This window comes from Caulobacter sp. DWP3-1-3b2 (genome assembly GCF_049896325.1).
Taxonomy (GTDB): Bacteria; Pseudomonadota; Alphaproteobacteria; order Caulobacterales; family Caulobacteraceae; genus Caulobacter.
This window is the reverse complement of the sequence record NZ_JAFCUB010000001.1, coordinates 144,798-160,758: the sequence shown is the minus strand read 5'-3', so window position 1 is coordinate 160,758 and position 15,961 is coordinate 144,798. Positions and strand designations below refer to the sequence as shown.

13 protein-coding genes are annotated in these 15,961 nt (G+C 65.1%); 7 read left to right on the top strand and 6 right to left on the bottom strand.

The window, feature by feature from the left end:
* Positions 1–27: 27 nt before the first annotated feature.
* The 3 genes from ACP7AG_RS00765 to ACP7AG_RS00755 are packed head-to-tail and all read left to right on the top strand — an operon-like array spanning position 28 to position 3,181.
* Complete coding sequence (locus ACP7AG_RS00765; protein ID WP_426029437.1) at positions 28–2,544, top strand: ATP-binding protein; 2,517 nt, start codon at positions 28–30, stop codon at positions 2,542–2,544.
* Entirely contained in the window at positions 2,541–2,924 is a 384-nt protein-coding gene (locus ACP7AG_RS00760; protein ID WP_426010659.1) for a response regulator, read from the top strand. The genes ACP7AG_RS00765 and ACP7AG_RS00760 overlap by 4 nt, the downstream gene beginning before the upstream one ends.
* A complete protein-coding gene (locus ACP7AG_RS00755) occupies positions 2,921–3,181 on the top strand; it encodes an Hpt domain-containing protein (protein ID WP_426010657.1) in 261 nt (86 codons plus the stop codon). The genes ACP7AG_RS00760 and ACP7AG_RS00755 overlap by 4 nt, the downstream gene beginning before the upstream one ends.
* 100 nt (positions 3,182–3,281) lie before the next feature.
* Here the strand turns inward: ACP7AG_RS00755 and ACP7AG_RS00750 are convergent, their stop codons facing one another.
* A complete protein-coding gene (locus ACP7AG_RS00750; protein WP_426010656.1) occupies positions 3,282–3,650 on the bottom strand; it encodes a response regulator transcription factor in 369 nt (122 codons plus the stop codon).
* A 487-nt stretch (positions 3,651–4,137) separates the two neighbouring features.
* Here ACP7AG_RS00750 and ACP7AG_RS00745 point away from each other — a divergent pair, with 487 nt between their 5' ends.
* Together ACP7AG_RS00745 and ACP7AG_RS00740 are read left to right on the top strand one after the other, a co-directional pair.
* Positions 4,138–7,713 (top strand): PAS domain S-box protein, encoded by a 3,576-nt coding sequence (locus tag ACP7AG_RS00745; RefSeq protein ID WP_426029436.1) that lies wholly within the window; start codon positions 4,138–4,140, stop codon positions 7,711–7,713.
* 1,004 nt (positions 7,714–8,717) lie between these two features.
* A complete protein-coding gene (locus ACP7AG_RS00740) occupies positions 8,718–8,912 on the top strand; it encodes a hypothetical protein (protein ID WP_426029435.1) in 195 nt (64 codons plus the stop codon).
* A 329-nt stretch (positions 8,913–9,241) separates the two neighbouring features.
* Here ACP7AG_RS00740 and ACP7AG_RS00735 read toward each other — a convergent pair whose 3' ends face one another.
* From ACP7AG_RS00735 to acnA, 5 genes are all read right to left on the bottom strand, one after another.
* Positions 9,242–9,406, bottom strand: coding sequence for a hypothetical protein (locus ACP7AG_RS00735; RefSeq protein WP_426029434.1), 165 nt, complete (start codon positions 9,404–9,406; stop codon positions 9,242–9,244).
* Positions 9,407–9,632: 226 nt separating this feature from the next.
* On the bottom strand, positions 9,633–10,283 hold the full coding sequence (locus ACP7AG_RS00730; RefSeq protein WP_426029518.1) for an RHS repeat-associated core domain-containing protein: 651 nt from the start codon (positions 10,281–10,283) through the stop codon (positions 9,633–9,635).
* Complete coding sequence (locus tag ACP7AG_RS00725; protein WP_426029433.1) at positions 10,184–10,519, bottom strand: hypothetical protein; 336 nt, start codon at positions 10,517–10,519, stop codon at positions 10,184–10,186. Before ACP7AG_RS00725 ends, ACP7AG_RS00730 begins: the two co-directional genes overlap by 100 nt.
* Before the next feature lie 384 nt (positions 10,520–10,903).
* Entirely contained in the window at positions 10,904–11,617 is a 714-nt protein-coding gene (locus ACP7AG_RS00720) for a DUF1223 domain-containing protein (protein ID WP_426029432.1), read from the bottom strand.
* 167 nt (positions 11,618–11,784) lie between these two features.
* Positions 11,785–14,472: an aconitate hydratase AcnA gene (acnA, locus tag ACP7AG_RS00715; RefSeq protein WP_426029431.1), complete on the bottom strand. Its 2,688-nt coding sequence runs from the start codon at positions 14,470–14,472 to the stop codon at positions 11,785–11,787.
* 193 nt (positions 14,473–14,665) lie between these two features.
* On the opposite strand from acnA, the gene ccmA reads away from it, so the two are divergent.
* Together ccmA and ccmB are read left to right on the top strand one after the other, a co-directional pair.
* Complete coding sequence (gene ccmA / locus ACP7AG_RS00710) at positions 14,666–15,295, top strand: heme ABC exporter ATP-binding protein CcmA (RefSeq protein ID WP_426029430.1); 630 nt, start codon at positions 14,666–14,668, stop codon at positions 15,293–15,295.
* Entirely contained in the window at positions 15,292–15,957 is a 666-nt protein-coding gene (gene ccmB, locus ACP7AG_RS00705; protein WP_426029429.1) for a heme exporter protein CcmB, read from the top strand. Before ccmA ends, ccmB begins: the two co-directional genes overlap by 4 nt.
* Positions 15,958–15,961 lie beyond the last annotated feature (4 nt).

Genomic DNA, 15,961 nt, shown 5'->3' with positions numbered 1-15,961 from the left:
AGCTTCGTTTGCCGTTGGGAGCTGCTGATGTCGTTTGTCCCGCCTTTTTCCCGTTCGCCGGTCACCAAGGGTTTGCGGTTGCCCGCCGTGGTGGGATTGATCGTCGTTCCGCTCCTGTTGCTGACTGTGGCGCTTGAAATCCGGCGGGAGTTCGATCGGGGACGGGAGCTGCGCGCCGCCGTGAACCACTCCTACGAGAAGCGGCTGCAGATGCTGACGGTCTTCTCGCTGATGCAGGACGCGGAAACCGGCTCGCGCGGCTATGTCATCACCGGACAGAAACGGTTCCTGGAGCCCTACAACCACGCGGCCGAGGCCCTTGGGCCGGAACGGCGGCGGCTGCGGGCGCTGCAGGAAGACGAGCTGGGAACTCAAGGCGCAGATCGAGCCGAGCTTGGAGAACTCGACGCGATCGAAGCCAAGATCGACGCCAAGTTGGCGCGCGTGCGGTTGACGATCGCCGCGCGCGACACGCGCGGCGCGGCCGCCGCCCAGGCGATGGTTAGCAACGGGATCGGCAAGCAGCTCATGGACGAGCTGCGCGTTCTCATGGCGCAGATGGCAAGCGCAGAGCGACAGGCGCTGACCGAACGCGTCATCGCCGACGAAGAGCGGACACACGCGACCGAGCGCGTGACCCTGACGCTCTTCCTGATCCTCGGCGCGTTGTTGTTTGGGGCATTCGTCCTCATCCTGTTGCAAGGGAGGGGGCGACAGCGCCTTCTGGAGAAGGTCGAGCTGAATGCCGCCCGGATGACGGCGATCTTCGACAGCGCCCAGGACGGTCTGCTGACTTTCAACCTCTCGGGCACGGTCGAGAGCCTTAATCGCGCCGGACAGGGGATGTTCGGCTATGGGCCGGTCGAGACGCTCGGCCGAGACGCCTCGATGTTGTTCGATATTCCGGAGGATGGCCGGCTGTTCCTCGACCGTCTGGGCGGCGGGCGCGATCTGCGCGAGGGCCTCACGCGCGAGCTGCAGGCACGGCGCAACGACGGCTCCACTTTCCCGGCCGAAGTCTCGCTCGGACGATTTGATCTCGCCAGCGGCGCTTATGTGGTGGCTGCGGTTCGCGACATGAGCGAGCGGCGGCGCATCGAGCAGATGAAGTCCGAATTCGTCTCCACCGTGAGCCACGAATTGCGCACGCCCCTGACCTCGATCGCCGGCTCGCTGGGGTTGCTGGCGGGGGGCGCTGGGGGCGAGCTGTCCGAGCGCACGGGACGGCTGGTGGGGATCGCCCACGCCAACTCCCAGCGGCTGGTGCGATTGATAAACGACATCCTCGACACCGAGAAGATCGAGTCTGGCCAGATGACCTTCGCCATGGAGGCGATGGATGTCGTCGAGCTGGCACGGCGGGCGCTGGACGCCATGCAGGGCCTGGCCGACGAGCTTGGCGTCAAGCTGGTCCTTACCGCGTCCGAGGCCCTCACCGTCCGGGGGGACGCCGACCGCCTAGCCCAGGTTCTGACCAACCTGCTGTCCAACGCCGCCAAGTTTTCCCCCAAGGACGCGACGGTCGAGGTGAGCATCTCCCGCCTGGAGGCCGGGCGGGCGCGCGTCAGCGTGCGCGACCATGGGCCGGGCGTGCCGGAAAGCTTCCGCCAGCGGATCTTCTCGAAGTTCGCCCAAGCCGATGGGTCCGATACCCGGCGGCTGGGCGGAACGGGCCTGGGCTTGGCCATCTGTCGCGAGATCGTCGAGCGGCACGGCGGGCGAATCTTCTTCGACTCGCCTCCGGGGGAGGGCGCGACCTTCCATGTGGATCTGCCGTTGTTCGACGCGGGTCTCTCCCCCGTACTGGAACGCCGACAGATTTTGATCTGCGAAGACGACCCCGACGCGGCGATGGTGCTTTCGGAAATGGCGGCCGAGCTGGGGCTCGACGCCACGGTGGTCGGTACGCTGGCGGCTGCCGAGGCGGCGCTGCGTGAGCCGATCGGCTACATCGCCCTGCTGCTGGATCTGCGCCTGCCGGACGGCCACGGCCTGGACCTGCTGAAGCGACTGAGGTCTCGACCGGGGACCAGCACTTTGCCGGTCCTGATCGTGTCGGGTGAGGCCGCCTCTCCCCAGAGCCTGGACGTGCTCGACTGGCTCCAGAAGCCCGTCGATATCGAGCGCCTGAAGACAGCCCTGGCCAATGCGCGTCGCGGCGAGCTGGCCCGCTTGCTGGTGTTGCACGTCGAGGACGATCCCGACGTTCGGCAGATCGTCGCCACCGCACTGCGCGATCGTTGCGACATCATCGCCGCCGACAGCGTGAGGAGCGCTCGGCGCATCCTGCGCAATACCTCTCCTCAGCTCGCCATTCTAGACGTGGCGCTGGGCGACGGCTCGGGGTTGGACCTGCTGCCGGATCTTCGTAAGCAGGGGCGGCCGCCCGTGCCGGTCATTGTGTTCACCGCCCAGAGCCTGGACGACGGGCAGCTGACCGACTCGGTCGACGCCGTGTTGACCAAGTCGCGGTCAACACTGAAAGAGCTGAGCGAGCGGGTTCAATTGCTGGCGAGCCGAGCGCCTGGGGAGGGAGCACGATGACCGGCCTGAAACTGATGTATGTCGAAGACGAGCCCGATATTCGCGAGGTAGCCGCCTTCGCCTTTGAACTCGATCCGGAGATAGAATTGCGCGCCCATTCCTCGGGGGCGGCGGCGCTGGGCGCCTTGGCCAGTGACCCGTGGCGACCCCAGGCGATCCTGCTGGATGTGATGATGCCCGACATGGACGGTCCAACGACCCTGGATCTGATCCGTCACGTGGCAGGGCTTGAAAAGACCCCGGCCATCTTCATCACCGCGCGCGCCCTGCCGCAGGAGCGAGCCGCGTTCATAGCCCGCGGGGCAATCGGGGTGATCACCAAGCCGTTCGATCCGATGACCCTGGCCTCCGACGTCCGCTCGATCGTGGCCGGCGCATGAGCGATCCCCTCGCGCCCCTGCGAGCCAAGTTCATCGCGCGTTGCGCTGAGGATCTTCTCGTGGTCGAGGAGGGCCCCGCCGCGTCCGATCTACCGCGCACCATCCACCGCATCGCGGGAGCCGCCGGCATGTTTGGCTATGACGCCTTGGGCGCGCTAGCGGGCCGCATCGACGAGCGTGCCCAGGCGGGGAAGGGCTTCGTCGAGCGTGAGCTGGCTGAATTGGCGGCGGCGCTAGCGGCGGTGGCGCGAAGCTAGATCATCGCGGAAGTGGCTGAAATCCATCCGAAAAGCTTTGGCGACCTGCTGCGCAGAGGCGCTGGCGCGGAGCGCCGCTGATGCGGCCGGCGCTTGAAGCCTATGGCTTGGGGTTGAGCATGGCCGCGACGCGCTTGGTCAGGACGTCGGGCGTAAAGGGCTTGACCAGATAGCCATCTGCGCCGGCGTCCATGGCCTCGCGGACGGTGGCGAGATCGCCCTTGGCGGTCATCATCATCACCGCGGCGTTCACCCGTTGGTAGCGGCGCAGCAGGCGCAGTAGGTCAACGCCTGTCATGTCGGGCAGCTGAATGTCGAGCAAGACGAGATCCCACTTCGAATTCTGCAGGGCCTTCAGGCCCAACTCGCCCGTGCCGACGGAGGAGGTGTTGTAGCCGAGTTGGGACAGCACGAGCTCGACGTACTGGCGCACCAGTGGATCGTCTTCGATGATCAGAACGGCGGCCATCACGTTGCTCTTTCGTCGGTGCTCAACGGTCAAGCCGCCGGTGTCCCCAAGCCAAAGTCTACGGGGTCGGATATGAGTCGCGCTACAACGTTACGGAGATTCCGGTCCCTTTCTTAGAGCACAGTCTGGCGAGCGCCGCCTGGATTTTGCTCGTCCAGCAATGTTGTTTACGTGGAGGTGTTGCGCGCTTGCTTGCGTTGGCTTGCGTGCGCCTCCGGTATCATAGCCATCATCGGCGGCTCGGTTCTTGGAGCGTGACCGGCACGGCCAGCCGCTGGGCTAGGGCTTTGCCGCATCGACAACCGCGCCGAACGGGGCCCAGAGCGATCCGGCGGCGACCACGGAGCGCCGGCGCGGGAAGGTGGCGCGCAGGAAGCGAATGTCGGCCAGGTTGCAAATTTGAAGGCGTAGGGCCGCTTCGTTTTGCCGCAGCGTAGTGACCGCGTCGTTAACGGGCGCCTGTTTTCATTGGGCGCATAACCGGCGCATGAGCGTCTCGATTGCCGAAACCGCCCGACTCGCCGCCCTGCGCTCTTTTAGGGTGCTGGACACCGATCCGGAACCGGGCTTCGACCAGATCACGGGCCTGGCGGCGCAACTGTTCGACGCGCCGATCGCTCTGGTGTCGCTAGTCGATGATCACCGGCAGTGGTTCAAGGCTCGCATCGGACTTGAGCCCTGTTCGACCTCCCGCGAGCTGGCGTTCTGCGCCCATGCCATCGAACTGGGCCCGCAGGCGATCATGGTCGTGCCCGACGCCTCGCGAGACCCTCGGTTCAGGCAGAGTGTCCTCGTCACCGGCGCGCCAAACATTCGATTCTACGCCGGTGCGGTCCTCACCGACCGCGAAGGCCATAACCTTGGCACCCTGTGCGTCATCGACACCAAGCCGCGGCCCAGGCCCTCCGACGCGGAACTTGCGCAGCTGCGCGCCTTGGCCGATCTCGTCGTCGAGCGATTGCACGCCGCCCGCCTGGAGCGGGCCTTTGCCGAGCAACAGCGCATGCTTGGACTGGCCGAGGCTATCTCCGGCGTGGGCCGCTTTCGGTATGAAGTCCACGGCGGGCGGGTGACTTGGTCCGATGAGGTTTATCGCCTCTATGGCGTGGATCCGGCTGGGTTCGATCCAGGGGCTGTCGATCTTTTGTCGTTTCACCCCCTAGAGGATCAGGCCGAGCTTCGCGAGGCCTTCGCCAACGCGCTGGCGACGGCGAGCGGCTATGATCTCGATGTCCGAATCCTGCGCCCTGACTCAACGATGCGTCGCGCGGTGGTTCGTTCCGCCGCCGAACTCGACGAGCGCGGACGCCTGACGGCCTTGTTCGGCGTCATCCAAGATGTCACCGAGCAGCAGGAGGCTATCGAAAAAATTCGCCGCAGCAAAAGCCTCTACAAGCTATTGACCGAAAACATCGGCGATGTGGTCACTCGCATCGCCTTCGACGGCTCCAGCAGTTATATCTCTCCGGCGATCCAGCGGCTGCTCGGCTATAGCCGGGAAGACATGGTCGGCCTGCCGGCCCACGCCTTCGTGCATCCCGCTGACCGCGCCGAGATACTCGGGATCTTCCAGGCGATGGCGGCGGGACGCGAGGACGCGGTGCTGCAGCATCGCGCCCTGCACCACGATGGGCATGAGGTCTGGGTCGAGAGCCGCTTCCACCTTGTCCGTGACGCGCTCGGCGCGCCCTCGGCCATGGTCGTGGTCATCCGTGACATAGCGGAGCGTCGCACGCTTGAGGCGCATCTACGCGCCAGCGAGGCGCGGGTTGGCCGGATCATCGCTGACGCCTATCAGGCGATCGTCACCATCGACGAAGCTGGCCTGGTGACCGATTGGAACCGCTTTGCCGAAGTGACCTTCGGCTGGTCGGCTCAGGAGGCCGTGGGGCAGAGCCTGGCGCGGCTGATCGTTCCCGAAGCCCAGCAAGGCGCGCACTCCGAAGGCATGCAGCGCTTCCTCAAGACCGGCGTCGGCGTCGTGCTCGATCGACGGATCGAGGTGCCGGCGCGCCGGAAGTCGGGCGAGACCTTTCCGATCGAATTGGCGATCAGCGCCACCCAGGGCCCGGCCGGCTGGCAGTTCACGGCGCTGATGCACGACATTAGCGAGCGCACAGCGCAACTCGAGCTTTTCGAAACGTCCTTCCACTATGCGGCGATCGGCATGGCGCTGGTGGCGCCGGATGGCGGTTTCGTGAAGATCAACGGGGCCTTCTGTCAGTTGATTGGCTATGAAGAGGCCGAGATTCTGTCGCTCGATTTCCAGACCATAACCCACTCCGACGATCTGGAAGCCGACCTTGCTCTGCTTCAGCGGCTGGTGGCGGGCGAGATCACCAGCTACGCCATCGACAAGCGCTATATCCGCAAGGACGGCCAGATCGTCTGGGTTAGCCTGACGGCCAGCGCCATGCGCGAAGCGGACGGGTCGGTACGCCACTTCATCGGCCAGGTGCAGGATCTGACCGCCCGGATAGAGGCGCAGGAGGCGCTTGAGCAGCAAACCCTATCCCTGGCCGCAATGGCCACGCAGCTATCGTCGGCCAAGGATGCGGCCGAGGCGGCCAACCAGGCCAAGAGCGATTTCCTGGCCAATATGAGCCACGAACTGCGCACGCCGCTGACCGGCGTGATTGGATTCTCCCGTCTCCTGGCGGAGAGCGCCAATCTCACCGAGGAGGATCGCCACCGGGTCGGCATCGTCCGCGAGGGAGGCGAGTCCCTCAACACCCTGATCAACGATCTGCTCGATTTCTCCAAGCTCGAGGCCGGCGCGGTCGAGCTGGAAGCGCGCCCGTTCCTCGTCTGCGATCTGGTTTCCGAGGCGTTGGCGATGGTCGAACCACGCGCCGCCGAAAAGGGCCTCCGCCTGACCTTGACCGGCGATGACGCCGGAGTGCTGATCGGCGACAAGTTCCGGCTGCGTCAGGTGCTGCTGAACTTCCTGTCGAACGCGATCAAGTTCACCGCAGTCGGAGTAATCGTTGTCGACGTGCGGTGTCTCGCGATGGACAAGGGCCGGCAAGCCGTCCGTATCTCGGTCCGTGATAACGGCATCGGCATCTCGTCCGAGAAACAGGCGGCGCTGTTCAAGCGGTTCTCGCAGGCTGACAGCACGATCAGCCGCACCTACGGCGGGACTGGCCTTGGACTAGCGATCTCGCGCGAACTGATCGAGCTTATGGGCGGCGCCACCGGCTGCGACAGTGACGAAGGCGAGGGGGCGACCTTCTGGCTGGAACTGGCTTTACCCGTTGGCGTCCAGGCCGCGATCCAAACCGCGCAGCCCGTCGCGCGGGTTTTCTATCCTGGCCGGCTGGTGCTCGTCGTGGACGACGTCGCGATCAATCGCGAGCTCTGCCGCGTGCTGCTCGAACAGCTTGGCTGCGAGGTGATCCTGGCCGAAGACGGTCAAGCCGCGATCAATGCGGTTCGCGCCGAGCCGGTCGACCTCGTGCTGATGGACGTCCACATGCCGGTGATGGGCGGGATCGCCGCGACCCGGACCCTTCGCGCTGAAGGCTATCTGCAACTGCCGATCCTGGCCTTGACCGCCAGCGGCGGCGCCCACCAGATCGCGTCCTGCCTGGAGGCGGGCATGCAGGGTCATCTGCTCAAGCCGCTTTCGCCGGACCTGCTGGCCAAGGCGTTGGCACAGGCCTTTGATGGGGCTGAAGAGGCGGTGAGCCAAGCCGAGGCGAGCGAGCCCAGCCTCGCCGACGAGCTCTCGGCCTGCGCGGCCTTCGAGACCGCCATGGGTGCTGCGACGCTCACATTCGTAGCGATGCTACAGGACCAGTTGCTAGAGCTGCTCGTGACCGATGATGTTGAAACGTTGCGTTGCGAAGCCCACCGGATCGCTGGCTCTGCTGGAACAGTGGGCATGGTTCGGCTGACGGCTGCTGCGCTGAGTCTCGAAGCGAGCTGCATGCCAGAAGCCGACACGACAAAAGCCCTTAAAACCGCACGCGCGGCGTTGACGACCGCACGGTCCGCGCTGGCGATCTGGCGAGCACGTTTGGAAGACGCCATTGCAAAGCCGGAGTCTGAAACCCAATGAGGTTTTACGGCGGCGAGATTTCCTCGACGGCGCACTGGCCCTCTGCGTCGCCGACACAGTGAACCTGTGTTCCGACCACCCCAAACCAATACGGGCTCACCTCATATGTGGACGACCCCCTCCTCGCAAGTTGATAGGCAGTCGTTTGGATCAGATCGCTTGCTTTCATATGTCCGGCCTTTTGAGGTGTCCGCATATGAACACTGGCCAAGATGGTTTCCGCGATGAGAGTTGCAGACAAGGTAGCGGCCTCTTGAGGCCATTGCGGTGATCGGAGTATTTCTCATCATGGATCGATCGATCACACCATCTGGCTTTTCAACACGCTAGCTGAACCGCAGGTGTACGTGACGTGGCCCTGCTTTCTGCCCTCATTTGCGGGGTCATCTCAGAGAGCTTTGCGGGCTTTTTAGATCACCGCTCAAGGCGGTCTTCCGGCACGGGAACAGCCCCCCTCGGGTTGGGGCGATTGGCGCCACGATCGGCGACCAGGAGGGCGGTGTCAGCCGGCCTTCACACGACCACGAACGCGGTGATGGCCACCGACATGATTACCGTCGGGCCGACGATCTAGGTCCAGAACGCTTTCATCATCGCGCGCTCGATCGCTACCGTCTGGGCATCGATAGCGGCGACAAGGCGGTCGCCAGATTGGGGCGTGGTCTGCGAAGGCGTCATGGGGCGGCCCTTTCAGATCCCGGACGTGGATCGCGCCCAAAATAAGAGTGTGTGTCCCTCTTTCCTATTTTGGTTGAACACCTGAGCGGCGGCAGCCGCCGTCAGCCTCGCAGAGCCCGCCGAGCCGCGCGAGCAAGGGACCGCATTGTGATATCACAATGCATATCCTGCCTCCGAAGCTCAGGCCCACTTTGGACCAGGAATGGACCACGCCCCCGGATCGCGCCCTTGGTCCATCTGTCGTCCAAAGTGGTCCATGCGTGGTCCATCCCAGCCCCTCACGGCCCGGCCCTCACGTCCGGCGCCCAGCCCCAGGATTTACCCCCATGCGCCCGACCCCCGACCGCACCGGACCTGATCCTCGGCGCGCGGTTTCCCTCGCCACCATGAGCGACCAAGACGCCGCTGAGCTGCTGGAGGCCGTAGAGGCCTATTACGAGGAAGGCCGGCAGCGCCACTTCGAGCGCGCCAGGCGCGCCAAGGCCCTGATCGCCGCCAGGGCGACCGCCACGGCCGGCTAATGGCCGGGCCATATTTCAGACCCTGTGCTTGCAAAAGCAAGCAAGGCTAACACGCTGATTCCGTTAGGATAACTGGATCTGGGGCGTAAATTGCTTGCTTTTGCAAGCACCCCTCCGCAAAATATTGCTGAGCTTTTACAACACGCTAGCCGAACCGCAGGTGTGCGTGACGTGCCCTTCCTTCCTGCCCTCATTTGTCGGGGTCGTTTTCGGAGGGCTTGGCGGGTCTTCAGATCACCGCTCAAGGCGGTCTTCTGGCACGGGGACAGCCCCCTCGGGTTGGGGCGATGGGCACCGTGTTCGACTAGCGGAAGGACGGCGTCAGCAGTTCAACCGGCGACGAGCACCATGATCACCACGCCCGCCGTGGCCGCCGCCAGCAGAGCCAGGACGCAACGGTCCATCGCCCGGCAGATCGCCATCGTCTGCGCCTCGATGGCGGCGACGAGGCGGTCGCCTGGTTGGGGCGTGAGCGTGGTTTGCGAAGGCGTCATGGCAAGGCCCTTTCCTGATCGACAAGGCGCGAAGACCAACTAGCCATCCCGCCGGCCAGACATCTTGCGCCCAAGAAGAGCGTAAGCGGCCATTGCAACAGCACTCGCACCAATCGCTATAGATGCATGAGCGTCGGAAATTTTATGATTTAACCAAAGCCAAAAGCCTATAGCGAACGCGACGATCAACAATGCGCCTAAGAGCCTAAATGCTACAACTTTCATGTCATTTACACCCGGGCGGAGCATCAGAAAAACCTAGAACTGTTGTAGTCAAGCCAACTACGCCCGACAGATACGCCAACCCAGGTAGGCTAAGAACATTGTTGAAGCGAGCGAGGTTTTGGAGGGCCCCACCTGTAGCCGCGTGCGCAGCGGTAACAGTGCCTCCAACACCAGCGGCAGCCGCCACTTTGGCATTCGATTCCATCAACTTATTATAGTCGCTGCACGCTTGCTTATTATAATCTTTGTTGACCTTTGGCTTTCCATCGTCGCCGGGATCATAAACGCATGTTCCGCGCGAATTTCTGAAGGCACAGGTATCGTTGCCTTCTTCTATTAGCCTTCTAATCTGGTCCATCCGTTGTCGCTCACGCTCACGCTCAATCTTATCCTTGCGCGCGATCTCATCTAACTTTTTTGCCCTGACCGTAACGGGCTCAACAGGGTCTGGTTTACAGTCCACCCCGGCCTTAGTGCAGGTTGGATCGGTATATGACAGCCCCGTCGGATCGCTCCGATTCAGCGGATCGTTGCCGACGTAAGCGTACCAGTTCAGCCCATCCTTATACCCGATGGGGTCGGTTTGGAGAAACCGCCCCAACGTGGGCGAATAGGCGCGGGCCTTGTAATGATAGGCGCCGAAGTCGGGCAGCCAGACCTGGCCGATGAACTTGAAGCGGCCGCTGTTGCCCGCGCGGGAATGCCGTACTCGTCATAGGTGTTGGTGGTGGTGGTCACCGCAGCGGCGCTGTCGGTGGTGGCGATGATCGAGCCCTGCTGGTCGGCGGCCAACCAGCGGCGACTGGCGGCGGGCGGCGTGGCAGCGCCGCTCGCGCACCAGACCAGCGGCTCGTCGGCGCCGGGGCCGTGGAGGTAACGGCGCAACATGGCGCCTCGGATTGGGGCGACGGGCGCCGTGTTCGGCTCCCAAAAGGACGGTGTTAGCCGGCCTTCACCACGACCTGGACGGCGTCAAAAAGAGTGTGTCCCCGTTTTCTAGCGATGAGGTCACCAAGATCGGGAACATCCTCAAACGCTTCGAGGAACAAACATAAAATAACCTCCAGCTTCGGAGACGCCTTCAGAATCCCAAAGTCACAGGCCTGCAAGCAAGGCCTCATTTCATGTGCGATTCACCTGCCCTGTGGGGGATGTGTCGGCGCAGCGGCGGAGGGGGGAGTGATTGGCAGGCGGCCGGTTCCAGGATTGACGATCCTCGAACTCCCCTCACCGATCGCTTCGCGACAGCCTCCCCCACAAGGGGAGGACTTGCTACTTCGTCTCTTCCTGCAGGACCCCGATCACCCGGCCCCCCTTGGCGCCTTGGACGATGACAACGGTCTTCAGCCCCTCGTCTGCGGCCTTGGACAGGCGATACAGCTTGGGTCGGCCATTCCACGGACCCAGCTTGACCAGTTCGCGCACCACGTTGCGGTGAACCAGGGTCTGGCCGCGATTGTCGCCGCGCTTGACCACGATATCCTGCTCCCGCGGATCATAGCGCACCAGCCAGACCTCGCCGCCGCCGCGCGGGGCGGGTCCCGAGCCGACCGCGACGCGCGCGCCGGCCCCGACAAATTCCATGTCCGGCGGATTGAACGGAGCCTTGGCCGCCGCCTTGACCAGGCTCTCGACCGCCTCGGCCTTGGCGCCGGAAGCCTGCTCGCGGCCTGCGATCACCACCTGCGGGGTCGGCACGTCGCGTTGCGAGAACTTCTGGGCGTAGGCGCGCTGGCGGGCGGCGAAGGCCGGCTTGGCGAAGGTGTCGGTCCAGCCCAGATAGTCCCAGTAATCGACCGAATAGGTCAGGGCCAGCACGCCCTTGTCGTCGGCAAGGTCGGCGACGACCTGGTTGGCCTTGGCGCAGGACGAGCAGCCCTGGGCGGTGAACAGCTCGACCACCACCGGCGGCTGGGCGGCGAACGCCGGCCCCGCCGCAAGACTGGCGAAGGTGGCGGCGACGAGAGAGAGAAAGGCCTGACGCATGTGCGCGCACTTAAGCCAAGATCGCGCCTCGTGACCGTTCACGAGGCCGTGAAGGCGGCTTTTCACGGGGAAAAGCATCCCGACGCGCGAAAAGCTCAAAGAAAAAGCCGGGCCCAACGGACCCGGCTCTCTCATTCGCAGGCTCGAGAACCCAAAACGCTCTGGCGTCAGTCAGCCTTGGCCAGGTTGCGCAGCACGTAGTTCAGCACGCCGCCGTTCTTGAAATATTCAAGCTCGGTCGGGGTGTCGATCCGGCAGCGGACCGGGAAGCGGGCGATGCGGCCATCGGTCGGGCGATAGAGCTCGACGATCAGTTGCTTGCGCGGCGACAGATCCTGAAGGCCACGGATCGAGACGATCTCCTCGCCGGTCAGTTCCAGCTTCTGCCAGCCCTCCTGCAGGAACTGCAGCGGCAGGACGCCCATGCCCACCAAGTTCGAGCGGTGGATCCGCTCGAAGCTTTCGCAGATCACCGCGCGGACGCCCAGCAGCTTGGTGCCCTTTGCGGCCCAGTCGCGCGACGAGCCCGTGCCATATTCCTTGCCGCCGAACACGACGGCCGGACGGCCCTCGGCCTGGTACTTCATGGCCGCGTCATAGATCGACATCACCTCGCCCGAGGGGAAGTGCTTGGTCACGCCGCCTTCGATGTCCGGGGTGATCTTGTTGCGGATCCGGATGTTGGCGAAGGTGCCGCGCATCATCACCTGGTGGTTGCCGCGACGCGCGCCATAGCCGTTGAAGTCCAGGGCGTCGACGCCGTGGGCGATCAGATACTCGCCCGCCGGGCTGGTCTTCTTGATCGAGCCGGCCGGGCTGATGTGGTCGGTGGTGATCGAGTCGCCGAACACCGCCAGGACGCGCGCTTCGACGATGTCGACGACCGGAGCCGGCGTCATCGAGATGTTGGGGAAGTAGGGCGGGTTCTGCACATAGGTGCTGTCACCTTCCCAGGCGTAGGTCTGGCCGCCGGAGATCTTGATCCCCTGCCAGTTCTTGTCGCCCTTGAAGACGTCGGCGTAGCGGGTGGCGAACATCTTCTCGGTGACCGCCTTGCGCTGAACGGTGGCGATCTCTTCGTTGGTCGGCCAGATGTCCTTCAGGAAGACGTCATTGCCTTTCTTGTCCTGGCCCAGCGGCTGGGTGGTCAGGTCGATCTTCATCGAGCCGGCCAGGGCGTAGGCCACCACCAGCGGTGGCGAGGCCAGATAGTTGGCGCGAACGTCGGGGTTCACCCGGCCTTCGAAGTTGCGGTTACCCGAGAGCACGCTGCAGGCGACCAGGTCGGCCTCATTGATCGACTTGCTGACGTTTTCCGGCAGCGGGCCAGAATTGCCGATGCAGGTGGTGCAGCCGTAGCCCACGAGGTTGAAGCCCAGGGCGTCGAGGTGCTTGGTCAGGCCGGCCTTGGCCAGATAGTCGGTGACCACCTGCGAGCCAGGGGCCAGCGAGGTCTTGACCCAGGGCTTGGTCTTCAGGCCCTTGGCCACCGCGTTCTTGGCCAGCAGGCCGGCGGCGATCAGGACGCTAGGGTTGGAGGTGTTGGTGCACGAGGTGATGGCCGCGATGACCACGTCGCCGTGACCGACGTCGAAGTTTTCGCCCGTCACCGGCACGCGCAGATCGACGCTGTCGGCCTTGCCGAACTCACCAGCCAGGCTCTCGGCGAACTTGACGGCCGACTCGGTCAGCAGCACGCGGTCTTGCGGACGCTTGGGGCCGGCCAGCGACGGCAGGACGGCCGACAGGTCCAGTTCCAGACGGTCGGTGAACACCGGCTCGGCGACGCCGGGCTCCCACCACAGACCCTGTTCCTTGGCATAGGCCTCGACCAGGGCCACGCGGGCGGCGTCGCGGCCGGTGCCCTTCAGATAGGCGATGGTCGCCGCGCTGATCGGGAAGAAGCCGCAGGTCGCGCCGTATTCCGGGGCCATGTTGGCGATGGTCGCCTGGTCTTCCAGGGTCAGGGTGGCCAGGGCCTCGCCGTAGAACTCGACGAACTTGCCGACCACGCCCTTCTTGCGCAGCATCTGGGTGACGGTGAGCACCAGGTCGGTGGCGGTGGCGCCTTCCGGCATGGCGCCGGTCATCTTGAAGCCGATGACTTCCGGGATCAGCATCGGAATCGGCTGGCCCAGCATGGCCGCCTCGGCCTCGATGCCGCCCACGCCCCAGCCCAGGACCGACAGGCCGTTGACCATGGTGGTGTGGCTGTCGGTGCCGACGACGGTGTCGGGATAGGCGAGGGTCTCGCCCTCGGCTTCGCTGGTCCACACGGTCTGGGCCAGATATTCGAGGTTCACCTGGTGACAGATTCCGGTGCCGGGGGGCACGACGCGGAAGTTGTTGAAGGCCGACGAGCCCCAGCGCAGGAAGCGGTAGCGCTCGAGGTTGCGCTCATATTCCTTGGCGACGTTGTCGCCGAAGGCGTGCGAGGAGCCGAAATTGTCGACCATCACCGAGTGGTCGATGACCAGGTCGACGGGGTTTAGCGGGTTGATCTTGGCCGGATCGGCGCCCAGCGACACCATGGCGTCGCGCATGGCGGCCAAGTCGACGACGGCGGGAACGCCGGTGAAGTCCTGCATCAGCACGCGGGCCGGGCGGAAGCTGATCTCGTGCTCGACCGCGCCCTTGTTGCCCACCCAATTGGCCACGGCCTTAAGGTCGTCTTCGCGCACCGAGACACCGTCCTCGTAGCGCAGCAGGTTCTCCAGCAGCACCTTCATCGACACGGGTAGCTTGCTGGTGTCGACCAGACCGGCTTCCTCGGCAGCGCGAAGGCTGTAATAGACGTAGGTCTTGCCGCCGACGACGAGTTCGCGGCGGGTTTTGAGGCTGTCTACGGACGCCATTGTGAAGGATCCCTTCTCTGTCCACGGCCGCCGGAAAACCACTCCCGGGATCGCGCGCTCGAGGCGGACCCACAGCGTCCATCCCCGCGCCGCGTACATCCCATCCAGGTTGGAGGGTGACGGCCGAGGGTCTCTTAGCCTTGGTCTGCGTCAACGTCCATGCACAGGGCAGGGTCTTGAGGGCTTTGGACCCATGTTGAGAACTATTCGCATCAAGGACCTAGGTCTTGTTCGCGGCGAGCGGCGGCTGTTCTCGGGCCTGAACCTTGAGATTCAGGCGGGCCAGGCCGTGGCCCTTACGGGACGAAATGGCGCGGGCAAGACCAGTCTGCTGCGCGCCGTGGCGGGACTTCTGAGATCGGCGGAAGGGACTATTCTGTTCGAGGGTGAGGCAGGCGAGATGGAGGCCGAGGCGGCCCGGGCCGAGGGCCTGCACATGGTCGGCCATCACGACGGCCTGAAATCGACCCGCTCGGCCTGGGAGGAGCTGCTGTTCCAGACTCTTTGGACCGGCGGGTCGGAAGCGTCGGCGCGCGCGGCCGCTTCGAAGCTCGACCTCGACCGCCTGCTCGACCTCGAGGTCCGCCGCCTGTCGGCCGGCCAGCGTCGGCGGGTCGCCCTGGCGCGGCTGCTGGCCAGCCCCCGCTCGCTCTGGCTGCTGGACGAGCCGATGGCCCCGCTGGACGCCGGTCACCGCGAGGGCTTCGGCGCCCTGATGGCCCAGCACCTGGCCGGCGGCGGCATGATCCTGGCGGCGGTGCATGATCCGCTCCCTGTCCCCTGCCAGGTCGTGGAGATCGGCGCCCAGGACATGCAAGGATGAGGGCGTTCCTGATCCTGCTGCGCCGCGAGCTGGCCCTGGCCTGGGGCAAGGGCGGCGGACCCCTGCTGGCCCTGGCCTTCTACGCCTGCGTGGTCACCTTGCTGCCGCTGGCGGCCGGCCGCGCGCCCGAGCGGCTGGCGAGTCTGGCGCCCGGCATCGCCTGGCTGGCCCTGGCCCTGGCCGCCCTGCTGTCGCTGGAGCGCCTGTTCGAGCGTGACTTCGAGGACGGGGCGCTGGACCTGCTGGCCCTCGGTCCCGCGCCGCTGGAAGCCGTGGCCGTGGCCAAGTGCCTGGCCCATTGGCTGGCCGCCGGCGCGCCCCTGGCCCTGGCCGCGCCCGTCGCCGCCCTGGCCCTGGGGGCCTCGCCGCACATCATCCCGCTGCTGATCCCCTGCGCCCTGGCCGGCGGCCTGGCCTTCTCGTTCCTCGGGGGACTGGGCGCGAGCCTGGCCCTGGGCAGCAAGCGCGGCGGCCTGCTGGTGGCGGTGATCGTCCTGCCACTCTACGTGCCGCCGGTGATCTTTGGAGCTGGCGCCTTGGACGCCCTGGCCGGCGGCCTGCCCTGGACGGGCGGGCTGTTGCTCTTGCTGGCCTATTCGGCAGCGGCGGTGGCGCTAAGCCCAATCGCCATGGCGGCGGCTTGTCGCAACGCCCTGGATTAGGGCG